The organism is Rhodococcus sp. APC 3903, from assembly GCF_030407755.1.
GTDB classification, from domain to species: Bacteria; Actinomycetota; Actinomycetes; order Mycobacteriales; family Mycobacteriaceae; genus Rhodococcus_F; species Rhodococcus_F erythropolis.
Window position 1 is genome coordinate 179,540 of the sequence record NZ_JASDCV010000007.1, and the last position, 24,208, is coordinate 203,747.

Consider the following 24,208-nt stretch of genomic DNA (forward strand, 5'->3'; position numbering starts at 1 on the left):
CGGCCCAACTGTCGATTATTGCGGCATTGCCGCAGCTCACACCCCATGATTGAAGCAGAGTCCACTAACGACCCAAACACAGGACGATCGGCGATTTCTCCTCGCCCGCTGACGTCGCCAGCCTCGATATTGTCAGGACTCACGCCTTGGCAATTTTTCGGCTAGCTGGTCAGTACCAGTGAGGAGTTTGCCACATTCCGGACAGTGTGGCAATAGCGCTTTCCGAACTTCTTCCGAACGCCAGCATTGAGGTCAGTTATTCACCCTCTAAGCAGGAGGGTGCGAACATTCCTCACCATTACCATTGCGTACCTATAGTTTTCATTGACTTGGCCAATTGGACTCCGCGTTTGGACGGAAACCAGCACACAGTTGGTGAACGCTCTGCAAATAGAACCAACACCATTCCGGCCGATTGGCAATTCTGGACAATCGTCCGATGCTTCGCCGTTGAGAGCGTCATGCGATAGTTGAAGACGAACTATTCAGCGAATTGGGCCAGACCCACCATAGGTTGATCTGCAAGTCGAAAATGATTGCAGTACCGGATTATTCGTAAATTGAGCCGAGCGCCGGCCCGAAGCTGTAGTGCGCGGAGACTGCTGCCGCATGTCACTGACCCGATGATCATCGGCACTTATGGGAAGGAGAGCACGTCGACTGAGTTCGTAAACTGCTGAATCCCAATCGATCCAGCTCACCCAGACCGAATCAGACGTTGACAGGCCGGGCACTCACCGCATCCATGGGCAGGTTCCGAAACATCGAATCGGTTGGATGTAACTCGGCTCGGCGCAATTCCGCCGAGAACAGCGGATGCGCTGTAACGAGAACGGGCCCCCGAGCATTGCTCGGGGGCCCGTCAGCGCGGACGCTGGTGTAACAAAGGTCAGTACTTGACCCGTTCAGTTGACCGTCGACGGCGCCCGCACTTCGCTGAGTGCCCTGGCACCGACTGAACTTTCCGCAGCTACATCAGCCACAACAGGATCGGAGTCGTAGTAGTACTTGTACTCGTAAACGCCGCGACCGTTCAGCGGAGTCATCGTGATGACAGTGCCGAGAATCGTTGCACCTACGCTGTGGAGGTTGCCCACCGCCCTGCTCAACTGTTCCCTCTTCGTCGAACCATGACGAGCAATAACGAGAGCGCCGTCAGCCAGAGCAGACAGAACTGCAGCATCCGTAACCGGAAGCAGCGGCGAGGCGTCGATGATGACGTAGTCGAACCTTCGGCGCAGATCGGCAAAGACCGCATGAGCCGTGTCGGTCCCCAGCAATTCGCTCGGGTTCGGAGGAATCGGGCCCGAGGCAAGAACCGTCAGGTCCGCATTGCTCGTCACTTGAAGCACATCGTCCAGGTCTGCTTGCCCGGCCAGGACCGAACTCAGGCCGACACTTCCGATTAGTCCGAGGTACTTCGAAACACGCGGCTTGCGAAGGTCGCCTTCAACGAGACATACCTTCTTGCCCGCCTCGGCCAGCACGAGTGCAATGTTGACGGCGGTCGTAGTCTTGCCCTCCGAGGGAAGAGAACTCGTGACGACGATGACGCTCGGGGGGCGATCCACGGCCAAGAACTGCAGATTGGTTCGTAGTTCACGGTATGCCTCGGCACTGGCGGAGTTGCCCTCGTGGAAGTTGATCGCTTGATGAACTTCACGTTCCTTGTCGAACGGAATGGTTCCCACCATCGCAGCACCAACGATGTCTTCGACTGTCTTGCGTTCTTTGACAGTGTTGTCCAAGCGGTCACGCAACACGGCCAGACCGATCCCCAGCAGTAGACCGATCACTGCTCCGAGAGCGACGTTCCTCGTGGTTTTCGGAGATACCGGTTCTACCGGGGTTTGGGCTCGCTGCTCGACAACTACGCGCGCAGGCGCAGTGCCGCCGTTAACGGGCGTGCTCAGATCCTTGACCATGAAGACAAATTCGTCCGAGAGCGCATTGGCGATATCGCGGGCCAACTCTGGCGACGTATCTTGCACGCTCAGGTCGAGAAGTACCGTATCCGGTGCCGATGTGGCCGTCACCTTCGATGAAAGCTCCGCGGCAGAAAGGCCTCCGAGGCGATCTGGTCCCACTGAATCGATTGTTCGCTGGGCGAGCGTCTCCCCGGTGAGGAGTCTCGCGTACGAAGTGACCAACTGTTGCGAGAGCTGATTGCCTTGGAATGCCTCGTTCACAGTCGTTCCGGTCGAAGTAGACACGAACAGGCGAGTAGACGCCTTGTACACCGGCGTGGCAATCAACGAGGCACCTAATGCACCCAAGATCACGACCACAGTAACGACAGCGACTATCCTCCACCGTGCCTGCAAAGTCTTCAGGTAGTCCCGTACATCCATCGTCGAATCTCCTTCGGCTCGAATACGTATCGCGCATCCGAGCAGTAATCACCGGCCGTCGGTCGAGCCACTACCCCCGCTCTTGTCTGAACAGGACAGCCATCCGTATTGACGTTCTTCCACGTATCGCGGCAGCAAGCTGGCGGAGTAAAGACACGACGATCCCATTGAACGGAAGACAATGCAGGGTGAGAACAACTCACTCCTCGCCCTCACCGGCCCGGTCTGTCAGGTCTTGAACTGCGGCTGATCCCGTGAATCCAAGGGAGCGAACACCACGAAGGGCCGAACTGAACCTTACTGTCTCATCACACTTTTCACCACTCCAACCACTGTATACACCCCGCGGCTTCGCATCTCGTCGCACCGATCATCAACGTAGGCCACTCATCACGCGCTGCGCTCGGGACCTAAGTCCGACAACGAATGTCAACGATGAATCCGCAACACCCGAAGGGAACGTCCGGGACATGACGCTTATCTCATCCGATCAGTGCGTCGAATCGACAATCGGCGAGGGAATCGTCGACCACCGCGGTGCGGTGGGTTGCAAACGGTGCACTCGCCGGCAGTTGCCGTTCGACAGCACACGAATGCCGATGCGTTACTGGATATCCGATCGGAATCTCCGGTGACGGCTGGACAATCAACCAACAGACCTTGGTCCCGACTTTCCAAACAGAGTTGAGGTTCGAGCCGATTGAACTGAGCCCTAGGGTCGTCCGAGCCCTCGGTAGGTCCACCCGGCATCTCGCCAGATTGCCGGTTCGAGACAATTCCGCCCGTCGATCACAACCTTCTTTCGAACAATGTCGTCGAGATCCGAAGGCAGCAACTTCCGAAACTCCGCCCATTCCGTCAAGATCAGGACGACATCTGCACCCGCGCAAGCTTCCTCCGTGTTCGCCGAATAGGTCAACGTCGGAAATAACGATCGAGAATTTCCCATCGCCTTCGGGTCGTACACGCTGACAGCCGCACCTTGAAGTTGAATCTGGCCGGCGACATTCAAGGCCGGTGAGTCTCGAACATCGTCGGAGTCCGGCTTGAACGCAGCTCCCAGCACAGCTACTCGGGCTCCCAACAACGATCCACAAGCCTCGCGCGCCAACTCGACCATCCGTGTCCGACGACGCATGTTGATGTTGTCTACCTCGCGCAAGAATGTGAGAGCTTGATCTGCACCCAATTCGCCTGCACGCGCCATGAATGCGCGAATGTCCTTGGGTAGGCAACCGCCGCCGAAACCGATTCCGGCGTTGAGGAACTTTCGACCGATTCTCTCGTCGTGCCCGATTGCGTCCGCCAGTACCGTCACGTCGGCACCCGATGCTTCGCATACTTCCGAAATCGCATTGATGAACGAGATCTTGGTTGCCAGAAATGCATTGGCTGACGCTTTCACCAACTCCGACGTTGCGAGATCCGTGACGACAAAGGGCGTACCCTCGTCCAGGATCTTCCCGTAGACCTCGCGAGCGACGGATTCAGCACGCCCCGGGCGCTTGCGGTCCACGCCCAGTACCAACCGGTCCGGGTGAAGGGTGTCCTTGACTGCAAATCCTTCTCGGAGAAATTCCGGGTTCCAAGCCACCTCGACGTCCTGACCAGCCGGTGACAATTCTCGTGCTCGGACACCAAGCCTCTCCGCGGTGCCGACCGGTACGGTGGATTTTCCGAAAATCACGGCAGGCCGCGTCAGTAGCGGTGCGAGACTGTCGACGACAGAATCGACGAACCGCATGTCCGCCGCGAATTCCCCCTTCTTCTGAGGAGTACCCACACCGAGAAAGTGAATGTCGGCAAATTCTGCGGCCTCTTCGTACGACGATGTGAATCGGAGACGACCTGCCGCGATATTGCGCCGCAGCACCTCCTCGAGGCCTGGTTCGTAGAAGGGAACTTCTCCGGCTTCGAGCATGGCAAGCTTGCTCGGGTCGACGTCGACGCCAAGGACTTCGTGGCCCAACTCGGCCATGCACGCCGCATGGGTCGCCCCGAGATAACCGGTACCGAATACAGTCATCCGGCGCGAAATCGATTCAGTCGGGCGGAGCTCAGTCATTGAAAACCTTTCGGTCGAAGTTCATGTGGACGAGGTCGTCGGGGCATCCACTCCCGTGTGGCCGAGTACTCCGTTTTCGGAGGTCGTTGAACGGCACTGTCAACCGACCACCTTTCTGCACGTGTCCACCAGTGCATTCAAGTCCGAACGCACCGACTTGGAAGTCAGGGCAACAACTCCCACGAAGACGACACAGACCATTCCCGCAAGTGCGAGCGCTACGAAACTCGGAACCTGTTGAAAAAGGGTGAGAGAAAGTGAGGCAACGCCGAACATCGCAGCGAAGAGCACCATCGGCCGCACAGCGCTTCGGACCAAGGGCCCTGTCCCGATTCCGATCCGTGGAATGGCGACAAACGAGTAGATCAACCAGACTGCAACAAAGCCGACGCTGCTCCCGATCGCCGTGCCCAAGCTTCCGAATATCGCACCGACACAGACTGCAACGATCATCAATCCACGCCCCACAAGGCTGTACCGAAGGTGCACATCGACTCGGCCAGTGGAAAGGAACACCCAGTAATAGATGTATGACAAAGCTTGAAATGCACCACCTACAGCGAGGATCCGGAAGATCGGTGCCGCAGCATCCCAACCACTTCCGAGCACAAGATCCATCAACGGGTACGCCACGGCTGCCGCGTAGGCAAACGCACCGAGCATGACGTAACACAGTACGGTCTGAGCTCGGACCAGATATGCCATATAGACAGCAGGATCGGTAATTCGCGAAAGCACCGGCAATGCAACACGTGTCATCGGCGTGGCCAATTGCGCAATCGGTATCTTGAAGAGCTGATATGCCCGATCGTAAACACCGACTTCGGTGCTGCCGTGCAGTTTTCCGAGTGCAACGGAATCCGCGTTCGCACTCGAGTAGGTGACCAGTTGCGTCAGCATGGTGTTGGTGCCGAACGACAGCAAGGACCGCATGTCTGCATTGCGTGTCGGGCGATTCGGAATCCAGCGAAGCAGCAACGCCGAACTGCCCAGGAGTACCGTCGAAACGATGATTTGCTGAGCAACGAGTGACCAAACTCCGTAGTGCAACAGGGCAAGCGGAATCGTTACGGCCAACGCGATCCCCTGCGCGGCAATTTCGGTCACCGTCAGTTTCACGAACTTCAAATTCCGGGTCAGATCCGCTCGCAACTGTACGGTGAGCCCGTTCAGCACGAAGATCACCGATACCGCCCTGACAATGTCGGAAAGCCCGTCGACGTCGTAGAACCGGTCGAACAATGGCGCTGCGGCGAAGACCAGGAGCGTCAGCAGCAATCCTATTGCCGTGTTGATCCAGAAGAGATTCGAACGCTGATTCTCCGAGATCTCCGACGCTTGTACGGAGGCAAGGGAAAGCCCGAAATCGCCGATCACCGTTGCAGCTCCGACCACCGCCATGACCATCGCCATCTTGCCGAAGTCGTCCGGGCTCAGGACCCTCGCAAGTACGGCGATCGAGGTGAACTGAATGAGGAATTTGACCCATTGTCCCCCCAACGTGATTGCGGAGCCGCGCGCAGCGGTTGTACCCAATCCCACCGCGTGCGCCTACTTTCCGAAGAGATCGTGGGGAAACGCTTCGCGAAGCGGTCCGTCATTCCACGCCAGGCCCGGCGCGCCACCCATTGAAATAGCAGCCTTCACAGTTGGTGCGGTGGACAATTCGCGGCCAGTGCCGAGGTAGTAGTCCGCATACTTGAATTCCGCTTCCGAACCTGAGGGAATCAAACGCGCTGGAACGCCCAGCGCGTCGGCAACGATCACGGCGTGAAGCGAACTGCCGACGACGAGTCGACTGCTCGCAATAGTTCGGAGGCAAGTCTGCAAATCCTCGGTTGGGTCGAGAACCGACGGTGTGTCGAACCACCGCGGCAGGTCGTTCAGATTCGGAACGACTACGACGTCGCGCGAAGGGTTCTTCGTGAGTTCGACAAGTTCAGGAAAGACGGAAGGAATGAGCAATCCCGGGTCGCCGTACGTAGGCGGAGTGTGAATTCCGCGCATTTCCAGGAACTCACGCGAAAGCGGTCCACGAACTGCCCGGACGTCGAGCGCATCGAAGCGATACTCGTCCGGAGTTATCTTGCCGTTGACCCCCGTTCCCCAAATGCAGTCTCCAGTTCTCGCCATGTGCATGATGGACCCGACCGCCAGCAGCCGCTGGTCGCGTTTGCTGCGCGCCCGTCTGGCACTCTGCTTCGACATCCATGCGACCACGACCGGACCTAGAAGGTCGCCGAAGTTGTTGATTCGTCGCCCGATTCGCAGCTTTCGCGAAATACCTGGGATCACGACTTGGTTCCTGGGATTCCAGTTGACAACCTCGACCTCAGACATTCGCGACCCTAGTCGAGGGAACATGAGGAATCGTCTCGTCGAGCACCGTGCGGACAGCAAGCGCCCACTCCCTCGTCGCGCGGATATCATGATTGCGAGCGCTTTCTGCAACAACAGCGCGGTCCGCCTCGCTTGCGCGGACAGCACAATCAGCGAGCATCTTCGTGTCTCCGGTATCGGCGAGGCTGTCGGTGGAAAGAGTTTCCAGGAGAACGTCCGATGTGAAGGCGGCCACAGGCAATCCCACTGTGAGTGCCATCAAGATGGTTCCGGATGCAGTGACATCCCGGTATGGCGCCACCAACACGGATGAGGACTCCATGTATCGGCGTACGTCCACATCCGACATATGTGTAGACGGTTCGGCCAGAACATCGATGTTCTCGGATCGACGGAGAAGGTCGTTCTCCCCAGATGTCAGCCTTCCGATTGCACACTGCAGCCTGATGTTCAGATGCGCCAGATCCTCCGCCAGCTTCGGCAACACGTCGAATCCCTTGTCTGCGCGAGCACTTCCGAGATAGAGGGCTGCCGACGAACTATCTCGAGGAAGGCGCATCGCTCCTTCCGTGGACTCCGACCACGCAAGGTAGGCGGGGTGCGCGGCGACCAGGACGTTCGCATACTCTCCGACTCCCGCACGGAGCGAAGAGTCGTGAACCAACAAGCCGGTCGCGCCCGAACGAATGGAACGGATGATCGGGTGATCGTCCGCATCGTCCCGACTCTTGACGGGATTGTGCACTACTACGAGCGTCCGGCATCCCGAAAGCTGAAGTCCACGAATGATTCGTCGTTCCAATTCGGAATTCATCCAACAGACCACAACGAGTGGCCGTCGAAAGATTCCGTAGACGACAAATGCCGCAAGCCCCGCCAGGTACTGCACCAGCACCCAGATGTTGCGAGAGCCTGCTGCAGGCGGAGGGAGCAGACCGACGGATCTGACCAGATCGTGAGTGATCCCCTGACCGCGCCGGCCGAAGCGAAGCACCGACTCATGCGTATCCGCAATCACTCGGGCGACTTCCACCCCGTAGGGATTGAAGGGATTGGGATCCCACACCACGATTTGCCGACTCACGACGCCACCCGCTGACGAAGTCGCTTCCCGAACTCGACCGCACCGTAGAGCGAGACGATCAGTGCCGCCGGATGAACACGGGCCTTCGAAAGCCCGGATGCTGCGTACACGATTCCCTGTCCGTCGCCGGCAGCCAGTGCAGATCTCAGTATTTGCGTGGCGATGAAGTCGCCCCTCGCCGTCTTCCCCAACGACGAACCGTGCTTGTCGTAGAACGGGACGCTTCGCCTCCAATTCCGCACAGTCGAAATTGAACTCTTGCTGGCCTGCTGGACGTGAACGAGAGGCTCGTCCACATACGACACCTTCTCGCCTACTTCTTCCTCGAGCCGAACCACCAGGTCCCAATCCTGATGCTTGGAAAGTGATTCGTCCCAGGCGACGTGCTGGGCGAGTCGACGAGTCAGCATGATCGAACTCGACTGCACGTATCCGTGCCCGTGCCGCAACCCAGGCCGCAAGACCAGGTAGTCGCCCATCGACGAGCCCGCACCGTACCGAGTGATCGGAAGAGTACGCACTGCGTTTCCTGAGTGGAAGTAGGTTGCGGTGTAGGAGAACTCGGTTGATTGTCGAGTCATACTGGCGATCTGCTGCTCGATCTTGGTTGCTTCCCACCAGTCGTCGTCGTCGAGAAACGCGACGAAGCGTCCGGACGCTGCTGCGACTCCCATGTTTCTTCCCACTGCTGCGCCGCGACCTCCCCCGGTGGTCAGCACGATGTCCGCACCGGTTGCAGTGGCACCCTCGTCCATGGCGGTATCCAGCACGACGATGATTTCGATATCGCGGTGCGTCTGGTTCCGAACACTCTCGATCGTGCGAACCAGTTCACCCCGCCCCAGCGACGGAATTACGACGGTGACCAGTTGGTCGTTTACTCCATCGGTCACAGAATTCCTCGTCTCTCGAACTGAAACTCGACAGTCACACGCATCAGCTTGAAAGGCTCCACCAGATACCTCGACGCAAGCCTCTTCGGGTCCGAAGCCAGCCTCCACAGCCATTCGATACCCAACTTGCCTGTCCACCGAGGAGCCAGGCGCTGCTGTCCGGACAGTTGATCTATGGCCCCGCCTACAGTTGCAAAAACGGCGGTGGGCAATGCATCCCAGTGATCGAGCAAGAACTCTTCTTGGATCGGCATACCCAATCCGATCAATACGAGATCTGGTCGAAATGTGCGCAGGGACTCGAAGCCTTCGGAAATCAGCGCTTCCTTGCCCGCGTATCCGCTCCACCCTCGAACTTCGCCATGCTCGGCCATTCTTGAAATCGCATCCACAGCAGATGAATTGGAACTCGGGCTGGCGCCGATGACCGCGATACGAATCCCATCGTCGATGTCACCGACCAGCGGAATCCAGTCCGTCGAACCACAGCGTTGCGACACGCTCAGCGACGGTTGTTGTCTCCGAAATCTGCGAATTGCCAAGGCCGCCAGTATCGGCATCCCGTCGATCAGAGTCAGATCCGAACTGGAATAGAGACTGCGAAACTTTTCATTCGTGAGGTGGAGATACGTGCTGTGCAGATTATGGTTCAGCAAGACCTTCTTTTCACCCTGATTGTTCCTGATCCATTCGATGACATCATCGGGCGCACAGGGTTTCACGCGTATTCCCCACAGATCGATGGTATCCATTCAACTGACCCGCCCATAGTTGTTCTTGCCCGACATAGTCAAAGAATCCTGCGTACTCAGAACAACGGCGACGACCATCCAGAACATCATCGCCACCGACCCGCTACTGAAATGCGAATGAAAGGAAGAAATGACGAGAATCCCGACGAGTGCGATTCCGATTGTGCGAAAACTGGTGACGCCCGGTAGGTCCGAGGCCGTCCATACCTTACGGACGGCGTAGACGAGAAGTGCCACCTCCAGCACGGCCAACACAACACCACTGGCAACAGCCGTTCTCATCCACTCGGATTCAGGAGACGGCCATCGCAACGTCGAAGGTGCCGTCCCTGTGGAAATGCGGTTGTAGACATTCGCCCCGTGCCCGAACAGCGGACTGTCCAGGATGGCCGGGACGGTCTCGTTATTCCAGATCCCGACGCGGTATCTGATGGTCTCTGGAATCCAGGGAGGGAGACCATCTTTGGACGGGCTGCTCAGTTGCGAGGTCAGTCGATCGCCAACTTGCTCGTCGAACAGCAAATATGCCGCGCCCCCGATACTGACCAGAGAGAGAAGGCCGATGAATCGAATCTTGACCTGCACTGCCGTGTAGAGCATCGTCACGATCGCGACCAAGATCGGCGCAAACGTGAATGTCGACACTTGAGCGACGAAGAGGATGCCAACGCCGAGAACCAAAGGCTTGGGGATCAGCTGCGAACCCGATTTCTCTACAATCAGATAACAGCCGATGGCGATTGCGATGGCCAGGTATCCACCCAGCGCCGTCCAGTGGCCAAGGGTGCTCGTGGCGCGCAATGGCCATCCGAGATCAAGCCTGCCCTGCAATCCCGGTGCAATGGTGAATCTCACCAGAAGTTCGCTGACCTGACGGCCGCCGAGCATCTGGGAGATTCCCAGCACTGCAACCGGAATCGCTGCAATGAACACGCCCTGGAGCACACGGAGACCGTCGTTTGCGCTCGTCACGACCAGTCGGCACGCGAAGTACACAGCAAGCACACCGACCAGGTTCAGGATCGTCGACAGCGAAAAGGCGGCGTCCGAATAGGTTACGTCGAAATACTCGACCAACGCGATGGCCGTCACGTACAGCAGGAGGAATGCATCCAACGCCCGCAAGCGAAACCGAACCATGCTTCCCCGCGGCGATGCCAGGCATGCAATGACCAGAGCCAGTGCTGCGACTGGCAGTGATGCATTGACCGTCGAGGGCAGGCCAGGCAGAGAAACTCCGGTAAGAGCCGCGGCAGCACCGGCAACGATGCCTACCCAGGAGGCGCTCGACATCTTCCGGCTGTGATCGTTCGTCGATTCGCTCGGAGCGCGAAGCGCCGACGCGCCAGTCATTTCGTTGCGGGCATCGGTAAGCGGGAAACTAGTAGGCGCCGTCACTGGCCAATACCGCTTTCAACGTTTTGCCGACGATCAAGACATCCCCCATGAGCGACCAGTTGTCGACGTACGAGAGATCCAGTCGTACAGTCTCTTCCCAGGAAAGATCCGAGCGTCCGCTGACCTGCCACAGCCCTGTGATTCCCGGCTTGACGAGGAGTCGGCGACTGACTGTTCCGTCGTAGGCCTCGACCTCGCGACGCAGCGGCGGCCTGGGGCCGACAACGCTCATCTCGCGCCGCAGAACATTGACGAACTGGGGCAGCTCGTCAATCGAGTAACGGCGCAAGAAGCGCCCGACCGGTGTAACGCGCGGGTCGTCGCGCATCTTGAAGAGCACACCCGCGCCGTCGTTCTGGGCCATCAACGATGCCACCTGCGAGTCTGCGTTCTGGACCATCGAACGGAACTTGAGCATCGGGAACGGTTTCCCGTCCAGCCCCATTCGTTCCGCTCGATACAACACCGGGCCCGGGCTCGAGAGCTTGACCGCCAGAGCAGCGGCCAGGAGAACAGGTGCAATTGCCGCCAGTATCAGTGACGCGAAGATCACGTCGAACGAGGATTTCGCAAAGCGTTGCGCACCATGATATTTCGGACGCTCGACGCGTATCAAAGGCTGACCGGCCACCGGCCGCATCGACAGACGTGGCCCCGACACATCGACAATGCTGGGCGCAACGACGAGATCTACGTCCCGCGATTCCAGATCCCAGGCAAGCGCACGGATGCCATCCGAGCCGAGATGCTCGGTTGCCGTTACCGCAACGGTGTCTGCGCCGACCAGTTCCAACGCTTCGACTACCGATGTCTCACCGCCGAGGAGCGGTATGTCACGCCCGTCGACCGCGATGGACTCGTCCGCGTGCCGAAGGAACCCCGGCACACATACTCCGACCACGCGGAAACCGTCTGCGCTACCTCGCTCGAAATTTCGTGCGAGTTCAGCGCCGGCGTCCTTGCTGCCCACCACCAGTACAGATGTGAGGCACTCACCGCGAGTACGCCGTCGCACGATCACCCCACGCCAGAGCCAACGGCTCAACAGCAGCGCGAGAAGGCCGACAGGAAACGCGAATGCGAGGTAGAGCCGGGCAATATCGAGACGGAGCAAAAGGCTTACGATCGCAATGACGCCGAACAATCTCATCGCGGACACCAGGATTCGTCGATATTCCTCGGGACCGCTTCCGATCACACTCGCAGATCTCGTCCTGAATATCTGCAACGTCGCCAGCCACGCGACCACCACACCGATGGACAAACCGGTGTAGCTGAACTGCCCGAGCTCACGAGCGTCGACGGCGGTCGGCGCGGCGCCGAATCGAAGCCACTGAGCGGCCGAAACCGCACCAACGACAATCAGCGAATCCGTCACTGTCAAAGCACGTATGTATCGATGCTGCCACGCAGCGCGCGAGGAAAACTCCGCACGGGAGTCCGGCACGATGCGCGGACGCCGATACCCGAGCGACGGCGCCATGGACATGTCCAATGCCGACATCTGACCAACCTTCCCGTTTGCGAGCCGCCAGGCCCCGACCGTTCTTCGGAATTTCCGGTTTGCGCCCGAAATCTTCAGGCACAACTAAAAGATGGAGAAGAGCAAATGTTCCGCTTAGGTGTCGGCAACATTGCAACTCGATAATCTGGAGGCATTGCACGTGCCGCGTGAGTACTATGAGAACATCTCGAAGGCCGGAGTTCAATTCGAATAATGTTGCAGGTCAAGACTCTAACCGGCAATTCTTCTTCCCCGCAGACACCCGAAGAATGTTGGACGATCGTTCACGTTCGATCGTCGCAAAGCCACGGCGCCATTTACGATGTAGTTACCAATTGGTAGCTATAATTCAGCTATTCAGCAAATGCACGGAAACCTCCAGGGCTTAGGTCCCGACGACCGCAATAGCTCACAAAGCGGACATTGCCTCCCACTGCTGACCACAGTTCTTTCGCATGGGTAACTGGACCCGCATCCACGCAACCGAGAACCGTCCCTGCACGCCGGGGACCTATGTCCCCGTAGGTCGAATCCGCGGAACTTGATTGAACTTTCTGCAATCCGAAAGTGAATTACCCTTCGATACGGAGGAATTCGGCAGACCGAAAATCTTGTCATGTCACCCGGCCGGCCAAGGCCCGCACTGGGTACCGGAAAAAAAGATTTCAAACTTCCCACTATGTGAGATTCGAGCGCGTGAGACCTCCGGCCGGACTGCTCAGAGACCGGCGCCTCGACGTGGCGAGGGCGATATGTCTTGATCAAGTAATGTCTGCATGTGGCGCCGGACCGACGGCGATGGTCGGCAGTCCCTAGCGGTGCGCAGCCTCGAATCGCACGCAGATGTCGGGTAGCAAGCGAATGGAACTGGAAATGTTGAAGATTCGTGAGATCCGCTCCGAGTCCGGGATCATTCCTCGACTCGCAGTGCGGTGGTTGATGATCGCACTCGCCACGATCTTTGCATTCTGGCCCACCTGGACCAAGCTTTGGCAGAGCACGGCCAGCGGAACTGCCATCGGCTACGTCTTCGCTCTACCGCTCTTGTGTTTGGTTGCCGCCGTCGGAACAGACTTGAGGCGCGGCCCGGAGCTTCCTATTCACGATCGCGAGACCGACAAGATAGTCGGCTGCATCGGCCTCTTCGTCGCATTGGGACTCCAAGCGCTCCTGCTGCCGCGTTTTGCCGAGACCTACGAATTGATGCATATCGACGTGATCGCAGCGTGGGTATTCGTCTGGAGCGCAGCGGTTCTGATGTTCGGCCTCCGTCCGGTCAACCGGTATTGGGCAATCTGGGTGGTCCCGGTCATCTTGGCGCCGCTACATTACCGCGCCATCGCGACCGAAATGGGCGGGACCCGTTTCGACTACAGCGTCCTCATGGTGCTGGTCGCGTCTGCCGCGACCACGATCGCCGTCAGTAGAACGTGGAGGCGAGGGGCGATCGCCTTTGTCGCCGCAACGGTGCTCGGTGTGGTGGTTCTCTACGTCACGATTCAGAAGTATCCCACTGCTCCGCTTTTCGCCGTGCAGTTGTTTCCGGCGCTCGGAACCGCAATCGTCGTCGGTGGCGCCTTCTATCTGTACGAACGCCGGGGAAAGTCGCTCAAACCGTTCGATCGACCACTCCGAAAGCCTTCGACAGCCACGAGCAACTGGACCATCCTTGCGGTGTTTGCCGCCGCAGTGCTGATGTTCTTCACACCGCTGCCACCGACAAGTTTGACCGTCAACGTCGGTCCGCCTCCGGCTACGGCCGATCCTCGACTTATCGTTCCACTGGGCTGGCATCAGATTGCAGCATCCGAATACGACTGGCCCCGTCGGTACTTCGGCAGCACCTCCGAACTGAGCCGTCAGACAATTCGGGCCGACACTCCGAATCCCGCTTGGGACGCGCAGATGCGGCCTCGCACGGTACAGCTTGACGTCGTCCAGGTCCGGCGGCCCTCCACGCTCGCCGTGTACCCCAGCAAGACCACCTACGACCTGGAGAACGCGAGAGTCAGCCCGACGGTCACGGTGGAGTTGCCGCACGGGATCGTCGCCGAGATGTACACGATCGTCGACGACGCTCTCCTTCTCACATGGAGCAATCTCAATTTCGTTTGGACGCGGGGCGACGGAGCCGCGCAGCGAGTCAGCCTGATCAGCGTCGACAATCACGATCCCGACGCCTACTTCCCCGAACCGAAGCCGTCGATGGCGTCCAACGGTAGCAATACCCTCGCCGTTCTACTGCGTGGTGAAACCTCGACCGAAGACACCGAATCCGAGTACAAGGACCTGGACATGCTCGAAGCACTCGCTCGACTACTCGTGGAGGCTCAGACGTGGTGAACGAAAACCGAAGCCAGTCCAACAGTGTTGTGGTCAGCGGCGACCCGGATACAGCGGAGTACCGCGAGGCCGCCCTGCACGATGCAGTGAACGGTCTACGCGAGCGCCATCCGATCTCGTCCGCCTCCGTGGCCTTCTATCCGTGGCAGCGAAATACGTTGTTGGCAGGCTTCGCACTAGTCGTCGTCAGCCTCGTGTTCTTCCTCGTCCCAACTCTCATCGCGCTGACACTGATCTGCACCATTGGATACATATGGGCGATGGTCGACCGTCTGATCTTGTTCACGAGGGGTCTCGATGCGTCCTCGATCATGACGATCAGTGACGAAGAGGCACTGGCTCTTTCATACGACGACCTTCCCACGTACACCATTCTGGTCCCCGCATACAACGAGCCTGAAGTCGTCGGCGACCTCATCGCAGCCATGCGAGCGATCGATTATCCGGAAGACAAGATGCAAGTCCTTCTCCTATTGGAGGAAGATGACGCCGTCACTATCGAAGCCGCTCTTGCCGCCGGCGTGGACGAGGTCGTCAGCATTCTGAAGGTGCCCGCGGCCGATCCACGAACCAAACCGAAAGCATGCAACTACGGTCTGCATTTCTCGACGGGCGAGATCGTCACGATCTACGACGCCGAGGATTCCCCCGACCCACTCCAATTACGGCGAGTAGTTGCAACTTTCGCGAAACTTCCCGAGAACACTGCTTGTGTTCAGGCCAAACTTGCATTCCACAACGGAACTCAGAACCTGTTGACCGCGTGGTTCACCGCCGATTACGCGCTGTGGTTCAACTTCATCCTCCCTGGATTGATGCGGAGCAATTCACCGATTCCTCTCGGCGGTACCTCGAATCACCTACGACGTAGCGTCCTCGACGAGATCGGTGCGTGGGATCCCTTCAATGTCACGGAGGATGCGGACCTCGGGGTACGGATTGCCGAGAGCGGCTACCGCACCGCGGTGTTGAATTCCACCACGCTCGAAGAAGCCAACAGTGACACGATCAACTGGATCAGACAGCGCTCGCGTTGGTACAAGGGCTATTTGCAGACGTGGCTCGTCCATATGCGCCAACCCGTGAAATTATGGCGAGGATTGGGCCCAATCGGATTTCTCCGCTTCACGATTCTCATGGCCGGCACACCTTTGGTCGCCACTTTGAACATGGTGTTCTGGCTCATCAGTCTGGACTGGATTCTCGGACAACCTGAAGTGATCCACCAGGTCTTCCCCAACTACGTCTATTTCCCCGCGTTGATCTCTCTGGCATTCGGTAACGCCGCTGTTCTCTACATGAACCTCGTGGCGTGCCGAGAAACGCGAAACGCGATGCTCCTCCTCGCCTGCCTGACTGCTCCGTTGTACTGGGTGCTGATGAGCATCGCGGCGATCAAGGGGACCTACCAATTGATTCGCAACCCGTCCTACTGGGAAAAAACCTTCCACGGTCTGAACACGTGACAACGCAATCCTTCACGTTCTACACAGGTGTGAGTTATGTCTACTGGTCCGCCTCACCCACAATTTCACCCGATTTCGGGTTTCAACGGAAAACACACAGCTAGATGGTCGCGGTAAACACACAATCCAGTCACAAAACTTAACTACTGGTACGCGAGAACCGCGGTGATTGGTTGCCGAATGATCACAGATCGGCCGTCGAGCGCCTTAAGTGCCGAGACGGCACTGGCTTACCGCGCAGCACTCAGGCACTATGACCGGTATGAGCGGTTTTTCGGAATGGGTGAAGCATCAACTGGAACTTCGCCAAGAAACAGACGTAGCCGATGCTGCGCGTGCGCTGGGAATACGCCCCTCCGAGCTCGGTCGGTGGCTGTCCGCGAAACGCCCTCCCACGCAGGACACGATCAGAACTGCTTGCCGCGTCTTCGACGTCCACGTACAGGAAATTCTTGTCGCGGCGGGCTACATGACACCCGACGAGTCGGGTCTGGACGACAAGCCGATTTCACTGTCGTCACTCAGCACCCGAGATCTCCTCGATGAACTGGCGAGACGCTCCGCGTCGCATAGCCTCGCAAGTCAGTAGGTCAGCTGCGGATCCGGCTGATCCAGTCGTTCCTTGAGCCAGACTCTCAATTCCGGTCCGTACTCGGTGCGGCTAAGCGCATGGTCGAGAGAGGCCCGCAAAAATCCACCCGGGTTTCCCAGATCGTGACGCGTTCCGTGATGGACGACGACGTGAACCGGATGCCCCTCTGCAATCAGCAGCGCTATCGCATCCGTCAGTTGCAGCTCGCCACCCTGCCCTGGCGAGATTCGTCTGAGCGCGTCGAACACGGCGCGATCGAGAAGGTAGCGTCCGGCCGCAGCGAGAGTGGATGGAGCATCCGCTGGTGCGGGCTTCTCGACCATGCCGACGACGGCAAGCACATCGGGATCACCGCCCTCCACAGGCGCTTGGACGTCGAATACTCCGTAAGCACCAACACGATCCGGCGCGACGTCGAACGCGCACAACACGGAACCGCCTCGCTCGGCACGCACCTTCGCCATCGCGTCGAGAACACCGCAGGGGTGGACCAGATCGTCCGGAAGCAGCACCGCGAACGAGTCCTCGTCCGCATCCAGCACCGATTCGACAAGACCGACAGCGTGTCCCAATCCCAGCGGAGACTCCTGCACAACCGGCTCCACCGAGATCAGGCCTGGAGCCCGACGCACACGCTCGAGTAGATGATGCTTCCCGCTGGCGGCGAGCTTGCCCTCGAGCACCAGATCCTCGACGAAATGCCCGACGACCGATGCCTTGCCCGGCGCAGTGACGATCACCAGACGTTCCGCGCCTGCTTGCGCCGCTTCGCTTGCGACCAGCTCGATCCCGGGTGTATCGACCACGGGGAGCAGCTCTTTCGGAACCGTCTTGGTGGCCGGGAGGAAGCGAGTCCCCATCCCGGCAGCCGGCACCACAGCAGTCTTGAAAGCCCGTTCAGCGCACCCAGTCATCGTTCACCTCTCCGCTCACGCGATGTTTTACACAATTACCGTTACGCGCATGCAGCGATCGTCCCCTCATTCCGACGACCGAAGCTCACACCGCATGTACAGCCTGCGCACAAGGTCTACCGGGCGACCGATGCCGTCGCAAGTTGACCCGAACTCGGAATTCGTTGCGCGCGAGAGCTACACAGCACCCCTCGATGTCACTTCCACGAAGGGCACACGGCACTCCGCGCACTGCCCGTTACCGCAGCGAACGGTTGAGATCCTTTTTCGACGTTGACCACGGCGGGACGTAGTAACTGGCCAAAGAGACAGGTACGACACAACTTCCGAACTCAGCGCCTCAACCGGACCGTCCCCAGCCGACCCGGACGTAGGTCCTGGAGGCGTCGCATCGATGGTCCCGAGCGACTCCACAAGCCTTCAAGTTCGGTTATCCACAAGTGAATGCCACTGAATACCATTGGATGCAAACGAAATAGGGTCATCACGTCACAACGCCAGGTTCAGGTTGTTATCAGATCGTGACCATACTCCCACTGGGCGGAACTCCTAGTGGACTACCAGCAGTGTCCTAACTTGCCAGTGAAGCGATCACATCGAAGAGTGGATCAACGGGCCCGATGTCCATTGTGCACTCGTTCGGCCGCGGATCCGGTACGAAGGCCCACAGGAGAGCTCCGGCCGTGCCGGCCGCCTTCTGCCCCGTCAGCTTCGTCTCGATATTCGTGGCTCGGGTTGCCAATGATTCACAACTGCCCGCCAATTCGCCTGTCTCAGCGACCAACAACGGCTTCGAGACGTTCGTGGCCTGTTCGATGCGACGCGCCAGTCCGTTCCACTGGTCGCCCGGAAGCGGAACCCCGTTTGCTCCGTAGTCGTGATACTGCAGAATGTCGACGAAGTCGGACTCGCTCACGTATTGGTAGTCGTCACCAGCAGTGCCGCACTGACCGCCCCCGACGTATCCCGCCGTGATCAGGGTGTTCGGATCGATCGCCCGAAGTTCGGCGCCTGCCGTGTCGAAGAACTCCCGCAACACCTGCGCGGAATCAGACGGGCACGTTCTTGTCCACCAATTGCAGGCGGCGTCGGTACACAGGCTCGGTTCCGGCTCCCCCACCAATTCCCACGCCGCGACGGAAGGCTCGTTCTTCCAACGGTCGACGGCGGTGTGCATCCAGTCCTGAAAGCTCATGGTGGCTCGACCTGGGATCAGGTTCGCAACCTTCCAGTCGTCGGTGTACCAGTCCCTGGATTTGAACAGCCCGTCATCACACCCGCTGTCCTGTGGTGAGAGCACCGGAATCGTGAACTGGTTGTGTCGCGCCGCAGCGTCGAACACCGCGTCCATCGGTCCGAAATCCATCTCCCCGGACACCTTGTTCACCGCGAGCGCTTGGAAGGCGTTGAAACGCGTGACGGAATTCGGTGGCAGAGAACCGAAGTAGGCATCGAGATCGACCATCGCGCCACAGCCGAAGTTCACCGACCAATCAGTGGCCAGTTGATAAGCATTGAGCCCGGTGGGCCACCACGGCTGTCCGTCGAGTGTCAGTCCGCTCGACGACGCTCCGACCCGAACCGTCTTGGGCGAATCGGCAACCACCGGCGTCGTGAACATTCCTGTCACGACCGCGACGGTTGCAAAGCTGACTACAGCGGCAGCGATACGGCGACGCACTGTGCCACGCACACGCGGACGCGCTTCTTCAGAAGACATCTACAACCATCCACGTCATACGGACAATCCTCCCACACGAATTCCCTCATCGACCCGTTTGACGTTCACCGGTCACGCGATACAAACGCCAGGCCGAAGGGTCCATGCCGCCGTCGTTGGGCACCTCGAGCACCAGTGCTCCCACACCGCCGGCACCGGTGTCGTACATCGTCGGATAACGCCGATTGACCGCGTCCGACACACCGCGACCGGTGTTCGGAACCGACAGGATGTACTCGACGTGATGTTCGGCCGGGTTGTTCAGTACGCGCACGAAGTCCGCATCGGAAGGCACGACGAATTGCCGAGGGTTGTTCGACGACGCCACGACGGCATAGCTCTGCACGGTGTCGAGCAGAACCGACCCCTCCGGCAGAGCCAAGTCGTCCAGGTACCTGGCGATGCGACGCTCGGCCGCAAACGTGCGTAGATTCGTCTGCTCCTCCAGGTTCTGGCGGCCCGGAATGATCGCGCTGGCAATGGAATGCTCGAGCACTGCGATCCGCGCACTACCCATCGCGACAAACGTGACCAGCGTCGACCCGACCAGCAAGCACAGGGAGATCACAAGAGGTAGAGACGGTCCCGCCTGCTCGGGGTACGTCGACACCGAGCGCGACGCAGCAGCCCCTGGTCGACGCGTGATGACCGGCGCTCCGCGAGGAGCGATCAGGACGACCAATACGAAACACAGCGGAATGATCGAAATGTAGAAGCGCAGAAGAGGAAACGTCGATCCCATCAGGTAGAGCAACGTCTGCGCTCCGAGGATGGCGCCGAACAGCACAAGAGGCACCACCACTTCGGTGTCGCGCCGCCGAAGTGCGTAGATGACTGCCAGGACCACGAACACCGGGAGCGCCGGCCCGAGTACCGCCATTTCGGTGATCGAGAACGCAAGGCGGGCAACCGGTGAGTCGGTTCCGGCACCAGCCTGTTCCAGGATGGAACTGTTCCCGTACACCGACGAGAACTGTTGGAACGCTTGACCCGTGATGAGCCAACTGGCAAACGACCACAAGGCGAAGGCCAGGAAACCCGGCATCAGCACGACGGCGCCGTCGAGCGCCGCTGCCCAGAGCCGCAAGCCAGGTCCTGCGCCCTCGCCCCGCTCCTCCGCTGTCGGTTGAAAACGAAGCCAACTCACCACGGTCACCAGCACCACCGCGACAGACAGAGGTGCCAATGCGTCGTATCGAGTGAGGTACGCCAGAGCGAACGCGAGGCCCGCACCGATGAGGTCGTGTACGTCGTCGCTGCGCATCCACCGAATCAGTCGACGTGTCGCCCACAGAACGAAGAAGAGGAACGGAGCTTCGCTCATTCCGCTCGCCGCGTACATGACGATCATCGGATTGACAGCGAACAGCACGGTAAGGACGACGGTGACCCATCGCGGACACCCACGGTCGCGGCTGATCCCGCGTATCTGAATCACCGCGCCAGCCATGAAGGCCGCGGACATCACGACCGCAGTGATGTTCCACCGCAGCAGATCCGGCCACCAATGACCCATCAGGCCCATCGGAATCTGGACTGCCGCCGTCAACGGGGTGAACACGAATCCGATCGCCGCGAAGTGCGGATCACGGCTGAGCAGCATCGCCGACACCGCGGCGACACGACTGAGCGAATCGGTGAAGATGAACCCGATACCCGCGTTCATCCATACGCCCAACGCGGTGTAGATCGCGAAGAGCACGACGAACATCCGCCATGGCTTCCGGCCCGGTAGGTCGTGGACCGCGACGGACAGGGCCGGGCGATCGGTGACGGTCACTGTCCGCGACGCCGAGCCACGAGCACACCACCGACGGCAACAGCGATCAGAACCACGGTCCCGAATCCGATCCAGCCGATCGTGACCGCGCTCAGTCCGGTCTCTTCTTCGGCCGAGGTCGCAGTGCCCAACGGGGCGACGTCGACTCCGACGTCGAACGGCTCACCTCCGCGAGGTGCGACCAGTAGATCGCCGGTCAGTTCTGCGAACCGGTCCTTCCCACCTTCCAACCAGTTGAGCAGACCGTCGGCATCGGCCGCGTCACCCTCAGACGTCAGCGCCACTACTTCGTTGTGCGAACCCGAAACCACCTGCAAGGCACCGTATTGTCCACCGAACTCCAGACCCTGCAAGCGCAGGAGTCCTTGATCTGCCGTGTCCATGGGTAGAGCCACCGGAGTGGGCAGCGTCCCGTCCGCCGCGATCAACAACGCAGGCAGCGAACTGGTCGCCGCGTCGCCGAACGGAAGCACGCGCGGTTGCAGCGGCAGATAGCTCAACCGCTGCATCGCGACAACGAGGCGCTGGGCTCGAACGAGATCTGCGAAATCACCGTGACTCAAACCGACATCGACTGTGGGCAGCATCGACTGAGGCAATGACTGGAATCCTCCAGGCGTCGGCGGGAATCCGGTAGTGGACGTGATGGTGCTGGCCGGATCGACAGTGAGCGAAGAAGGGCTACTGGTGCCGCACTGGAAGTCGCCGGTCACATCCATCGAGACCTCGAACGTCAAGTCGCGACGCAGGAGTTCGTTCGGAACATCGACGCCGATGTCGAAGCGCCCTGTCTCGTTAACCGTCTGCGAGGCGAGTCGTCTATCCCCGAGTGAGATCGACAGTTCTCCGTTACGCGAATTCGGTAGCGGGACATAGGAACCAATCATTCGCACCGAGACATCCTTCATCGGACGCCCCAGTTGCGACTGACTGAACGGGACGTCGACCTCGATGTGATTGAGACCGGAAGCCGTCAGCGTTCCGAGCTTCAGCTCACCGACGGTGATGGCGTCCTGGGAAATCTGGGCAACCGTGTTGTCCGGTGACGCCAGCGCTCTGCTCGCCGCCCAGTAGCCGTCGAAGTTCGCCGCCAAGAGACTGACCTGAGGAACGAGCGTCTTGTCATCCCCTGAAATCCGCAGCACGGGTGAACCATTCGGCGCCGTCGCGAGATCGATGCCGGCGTCCCCACTGTTACCGAGCACTACAGCTCTCTCGAACAGTCCCGGCTCAGCGGAGGGCAGACTCTGGCCGTTCGGCAGCTGCTCCACCACCACGGCGTCAGGCTGACTTCCGTACTTGTTGACAATCGCTGCACTCAGTTGCAAAGCCGCACTCTGCTGCGCCCCTGACGAACCATCCGTGACGTAGATGGTTGCCTTCCTCAAAATCGGTGGGAAGAAGGTTGCAACAGTTGTGGGCTGCTGCTCTGCACCGTCGTAGGCGACAAAGGCCTCCCGGAGCGCGAGGGGCTGGTATCTCGTTCGGTCGTAGCAGCGGTCGTCGACGGGAACGAGGTGAGCGATCATCGACACGGTCACGCTACGGTCGACCACTTCGAGACCTTGCAAGGGAACCGAAATCGGTAACCCGGTCCCGGCCTGCCCGGCGTCGAAGTCGACGCGGCTCACCAATCTGCCGTCCGAAGTCACTTCGAGCCAGCCCCTACTGAAGTCGGTCGGGGCGGTCAGGATTCCGGTCACGGCTGTTGCGGTGAGTCCGTCCGGCACCGGCACGGTCACCAACACTGGTGCGTCATCGGAAGAGAACACGACGTCCGTTCCTCGGCCGAGTTCGGTGAAGGAGATCGGAGTTGTGGCTGCGGCGACCACCGAAGTATCTGCGTCGTCCTCGAAATCCTGGGCCGAGGCGACACTGCCGAGAGGAAGCAACAAAGTCACCGCGACAGCCACCGGCATTGCCAGCGCGCGCGTCAGCCAGGTTCGAGAGTGGCCCATCAGCGTGTCTCCTCGACATTTCTTGTTTCCGCGCAATCACCAAACACAAATCACGAGTAGCAATCTCGCCAGTTCGCGACGGTCACAGGTCCGATCGCACCGTTACGGACAAACGAACCATAACGACCAATTTGTGCGTTTGGCTAATTATCCCGACCGGCGAGACTTTTGTTACGGCGCGTCACATGATTAGCAATCGCTGCCGCTGGGAAGCCGAAAGAAACCGTCCGCAAGCCCGTCAACACGCCTGAACGTCCGTCCAGTCTGGGCGCTTCGGGGGGCGGAGAATTCTCAGATAAGGAAGCTGTGACGCTCAATTCGATCATCCCCGCCGGCAAGAGCGCGATCGGAAAGCTGGTCGGCGCACCGTTCCACTTCGCATCATCGCTGCGCATGGCCAGGGTTTTTCACCCGCGCGGGATCGAACTGAAGGGAACATTGAAGCCGGCCACCCCGTGGTGGCCGGTAACGGAGTCGTCGACGATTACCGTCACCGCTCGAATGTCGAAAGCACTCGGAATTCCGGGAGACCTACCCGACATACTTGGCCTGGCGCTTCGGTTGCACGATGTCGGCGCAGATGAAAACCCGTGGGACATTCTTCTCGCAACATCAGGACTTTCTACCTTCTCGAAAATGTTTCCAGCTCCGGCTTTCTCGTGGAACGGCGCGAGGTACAGCACACTGGTTCCTTACTCACGCGCGGGCGGGGCCGCGGCGTGGCTGATCGTGACACCGCGCGGCGTCCACCCGGCCGGCACTTCTTTGTCGGCATTGAAAACGGCGGTCGATCATTCCCCTCTGCACTTCTCCGTGTACCTCGCGAGAATTCAACTTCAGTTGATACCGATCGGGCATCTCTGTCTCGACGAGGTCGAGGACCACCCGGATTGCCTCCAGCCGTCCTTCGATCCGGTTCTGAACAGGCCGGCCCACATGCGCATGCTTCCGGAGTGGCTCGCAGAAACGCGCAAGTTCGCGTATCGCGGTAGCCGCAACGGCCGAGGAGACACACAAAAGCGCGGTTGACCGGACATGCCGGTCAACC

Annotated in this window: 17 protein-coding genes; 4 read left to right on the forward strand and 13 right to left on the reverse strand. The window is 59.4% G+C overall.

Translation table 11 applies throughout. From position 1 onward, the window contains the following. Positions 1-905: 905 nt before the first annotated feature. The 9 genes from QMA15_RS12370 to QMA15_RS12410 all read right to left on the reverse strand — a co-directional run bounded on the left by QMA15_RS12370 (position 906) and on the right by QMA15_RS12410 (position 12,387). Positions 906-2,351: a polysaccharide biosynthesis tyrosine autokinase gene (locus tag QMA15_RS12370; RefSeq protein ID WP_228117921.1), complete on the reverse strand. Its 1,446-nt coding sequence runs from the start codon at positions 2,349-2,351 to the stop codon at positions 906-908. A 712-nt stretch (positions 2,352-3,063) separates the two neighbouring features. After that, positions 3,064-4,389, reverse strand: a complete 1,326-nt coding sequence (locus QMA15_RS12375) for a UDP-glucose/GDP-mannose dehydrogenase family protein (RefSeq protein WP_198931689.1) — start codon at positions 4,387-4,389, stop codon at positions 3,064-3,066. A gap of 126 nt (positions 4,390-4,515) precedes the next feature. Further along, positions 4,516-5,958, reverse strand: coding sequence for a lipopolysaccharide biosynthesis protein (locus QMA15_RS12380; RefSeq protein WP_021333840.1), 1,443 nt, complete (start codon positions 5,956-5,958; stop codon positions 4,516-4,518). A gap of 9 nt (positions 5,959-5,967) precedes the next feature. After that, entirely contained in the window at positions 5,968-6,711 is a 744-nt protein-coding gene (locus QMA15_RS12385; protein ID WP_158024834.1) for a polysaccharide pyruvyl transferase family protein, read from the reverse strand. A 37-nt stretch (positions 6,712-6,748) separates the two neighbouring features. Then, a complete protein-coding gene (locus QMA15_RS12390) occupies positions 6,749-7,840 on the reverse strand; it encodes a glycosyltransferase (protein ID WP_070797268.1) in 1,092 nt (363 codons plus the stop codon). Continuing rightward, entirely contained in the window at positions 7,837-8,733 is an 897-nt protein-coding gene (locus QMA15_RS12395) for a glycosyltransferase family 2 protein (RefSeq protein WP_070797269.1), read from the reverse strand. Before QMA15_RS12395 ends, QMA15_RS12390 begins: the two co-directional genes overlap by 4 nt. After that, entirely contained in the window at positions 8,730-9,485 is a 756-nt protein-coding gene (locus QMA15_RS12400) for a WecB/TagA/CpsF family glycosyltransferase (protein WP_020906566.1), read from the reverse strand. The genes QMA15_RS12395 and QMA15_RS12400 overlap by 4 nt, the downstream gene beginning before the upstream one ends. Continuing rightward, complete coding sequence (locus QMA15_RS12405; protein WP_151097688.1) at positions 9,486-10,883, reverse strand: hypothetical protein; 1,398 nt, start codon at positions 10,881-10,883, stop codon at positions 9,486-9,488. After that, positions 10,867-12,387, reverse strand: coding sequence for a sugar transferase (locus QMA15_RS12410; protein WP_069146123.1), 1,521 nt, complete (start codon positions 12,385-12,387; stop codon positions 10,867-10,869). The genes QMA15_RS12405 and QMA15_RS12410 overlap by 17 nt, the downstream gene beginning before the upstream one ends. An 873-nt stretch (positions 12,388-13,260) precedes the next feature. Here QMA15_RS12410 and QMA15_RS12415 point away from each other — a divergent pair. The 3 genes from QMA15_RS12415 to QMA15_RS12425 all read left to right on the forward strand — a co-directional run bounded on the left by QMA15_RS12415 (position 13,261) and on the right by QMA15_RS12425 (position 16,785). After that, positions 13,261-14,730, forward strand: a complete 1,470-nt coding sequence (locus QMA15_RS12415; protein ID WP_228117920.1) for a hypothetical protein — start codon at positions 13,261-13,263, stop codon at positions 14,728-14,730. Between the two features lie 29 nt (positions 14,731-14,759). Continuing rightward, positions 14,760-16,196 (forward strand): glycosyltransferase, encoded by a 1,437-nt coding sequence (locus tag QMA15_RS12420; RefSeq protein ID WP_029537807.1) that lies wholly within the window; start codon positions 14,760-14,762, stop codon positions 16,194-16,196. Positions 16,197-16,458: 262 nt separating this feature from the next. After that, a complete protein-coding gene (locus QMA15_RS12425; protein ID WP_223258030.1) occupies positions 16,459-16,785 on the forward strand; it encodes a helix-turn-helix transcriptional regulator in 327 nt (108 codons plus the stop codon). Here QMA15_RS12425 and QMA15_RS12430 read toward each other — a convergent pair. From QMA15_RS12430 to QMA15_RS12445, 4 genes are all read right to left on the reverse strand, one after another. Further along, entirely contained in the window at positions 16,779-17,702 is a 924-nt protein-coding gene (locus QMA15_RS12430) for a UTP--glucose-1-phosphate uridylyltransferase (protein ID WP_019747444.1), read from the reverse strand. The genes QMA15_RS12425 and QMA15_RS12430 overlap by 7 nt on opposite strands. 571 nt (positions 17,703-18,273) lie before the next feature. Beyond that, entirely contained in the window at positions 18,274-19,422 is a 1,149-nt protein-coding gene (locus QMA15_RS12435; protein WP_050768578.1) for a beta-mannosidase, read from the reverse strand. Between the two features lie 46 nt (positions 19,423-19,468). Continuing rightward, complete coding sequence (locus tag QMA15_RS12440; protein WP_046378102.1) at positions 19,469-21,202, reverse strand: glycosyltransferase family 39 protein; 1,734 nt, start codon at positions 21,200-21,202, stop codon at positions 19,469-19,471. After that, complete coding sequence (locus QMA15_RS12445) at positions 21,199-23,160, reverse strand: hypothetical protein (protein ID WP_279163192.1); 1,962 nt, start codon at positions 23,158-23,160, stop codon at positions 21,199-21,201. The genes QMA15_RS12440 and QMA15_RS12445 overlap by 4 nt, the downstream gene beginning before the upstream one ends. 306 nt (positions 23,161-23,466) lie before the next feature. Between QMA15_RS12445 and QMA15_RS12450 the strand changes: the two genes are divergently transcribed. Beyond that, positions 23,467-24,189 carry a hypothetical protein gene (locus QMA15_RS12450; RefSeq protein WP_279163191.1) on the forward strand — a complete coding sequence of 241 codons (723 nt, stop codon included), beginning with the start codon at positions 23,467-23,469 and terminating at the stop codon, positions 24,187-24,189. Positions 24,190-24,208 lie beyond the last annotated feature (19 nt).

Excerpts from the sequence above, each read along its gene's own strand:
- QMA15_RS12415 (WP_228117920.1), top strand. The coding sequence starts at position 13,261 with ATGTTGAAGATTCGTGAGATCCGCTCCGAGTCCGGGATCATTCCTCGA.
- QMA15_RS12430 (WP_019747444.1), bottom strand. The coding sequence starts at position 17,702 with ATGACTGGGTGCGCTGAACGGGCTTTCAAGACTGCTGTGGTGCCGGCT.
- QMA15_RS12400 (WP_020906566.1), bottom strand. The coding sequence starts at position 9,485 with ATGGATACCATCGATCTGTGGGGAATACGCGTGAAACCCTGTGCGCCC.
- QMA15_RS12445 (WP_279163192.1), bottom strand. The coding sequence starts at position 23,160 with ATGGGCCACTCTCGAACCTGGCTGACGCGCGCGCTGGCAATGCCGGTG.
- QMA15_RS12425 (WP_223258030.1), top strand. The coding sequence starts at position 16,459 with ATGAGCGGTTTTTCGGAATGGGTGAAGCATCAACTGGAACTTCGCCAA.
- QMA15_RS12410 (WP_069146123.1), bottom strand. The coding sequence starts at position 12,387 with ATGTCGGCATTGGACATGTCCATGGCGCCGTCGCTCGGGTATCGGCGT.
- QMA15_RS12435 (WP_050768578.1), bottom strand. The coding sequence starts at position 19,422 with ATGTCTTCTGAAGAAGCGCGTCCGCGTGTGCGTGGCACAGTGCGTCGC.
- QMA15_RS12370 (WP_228117921.1), bottom strand. The coding sequence starts at position 2,351 with ATGGATGTACGGGACTACCTGAAGACTTTGCAGGCACGGTGGAGGATA.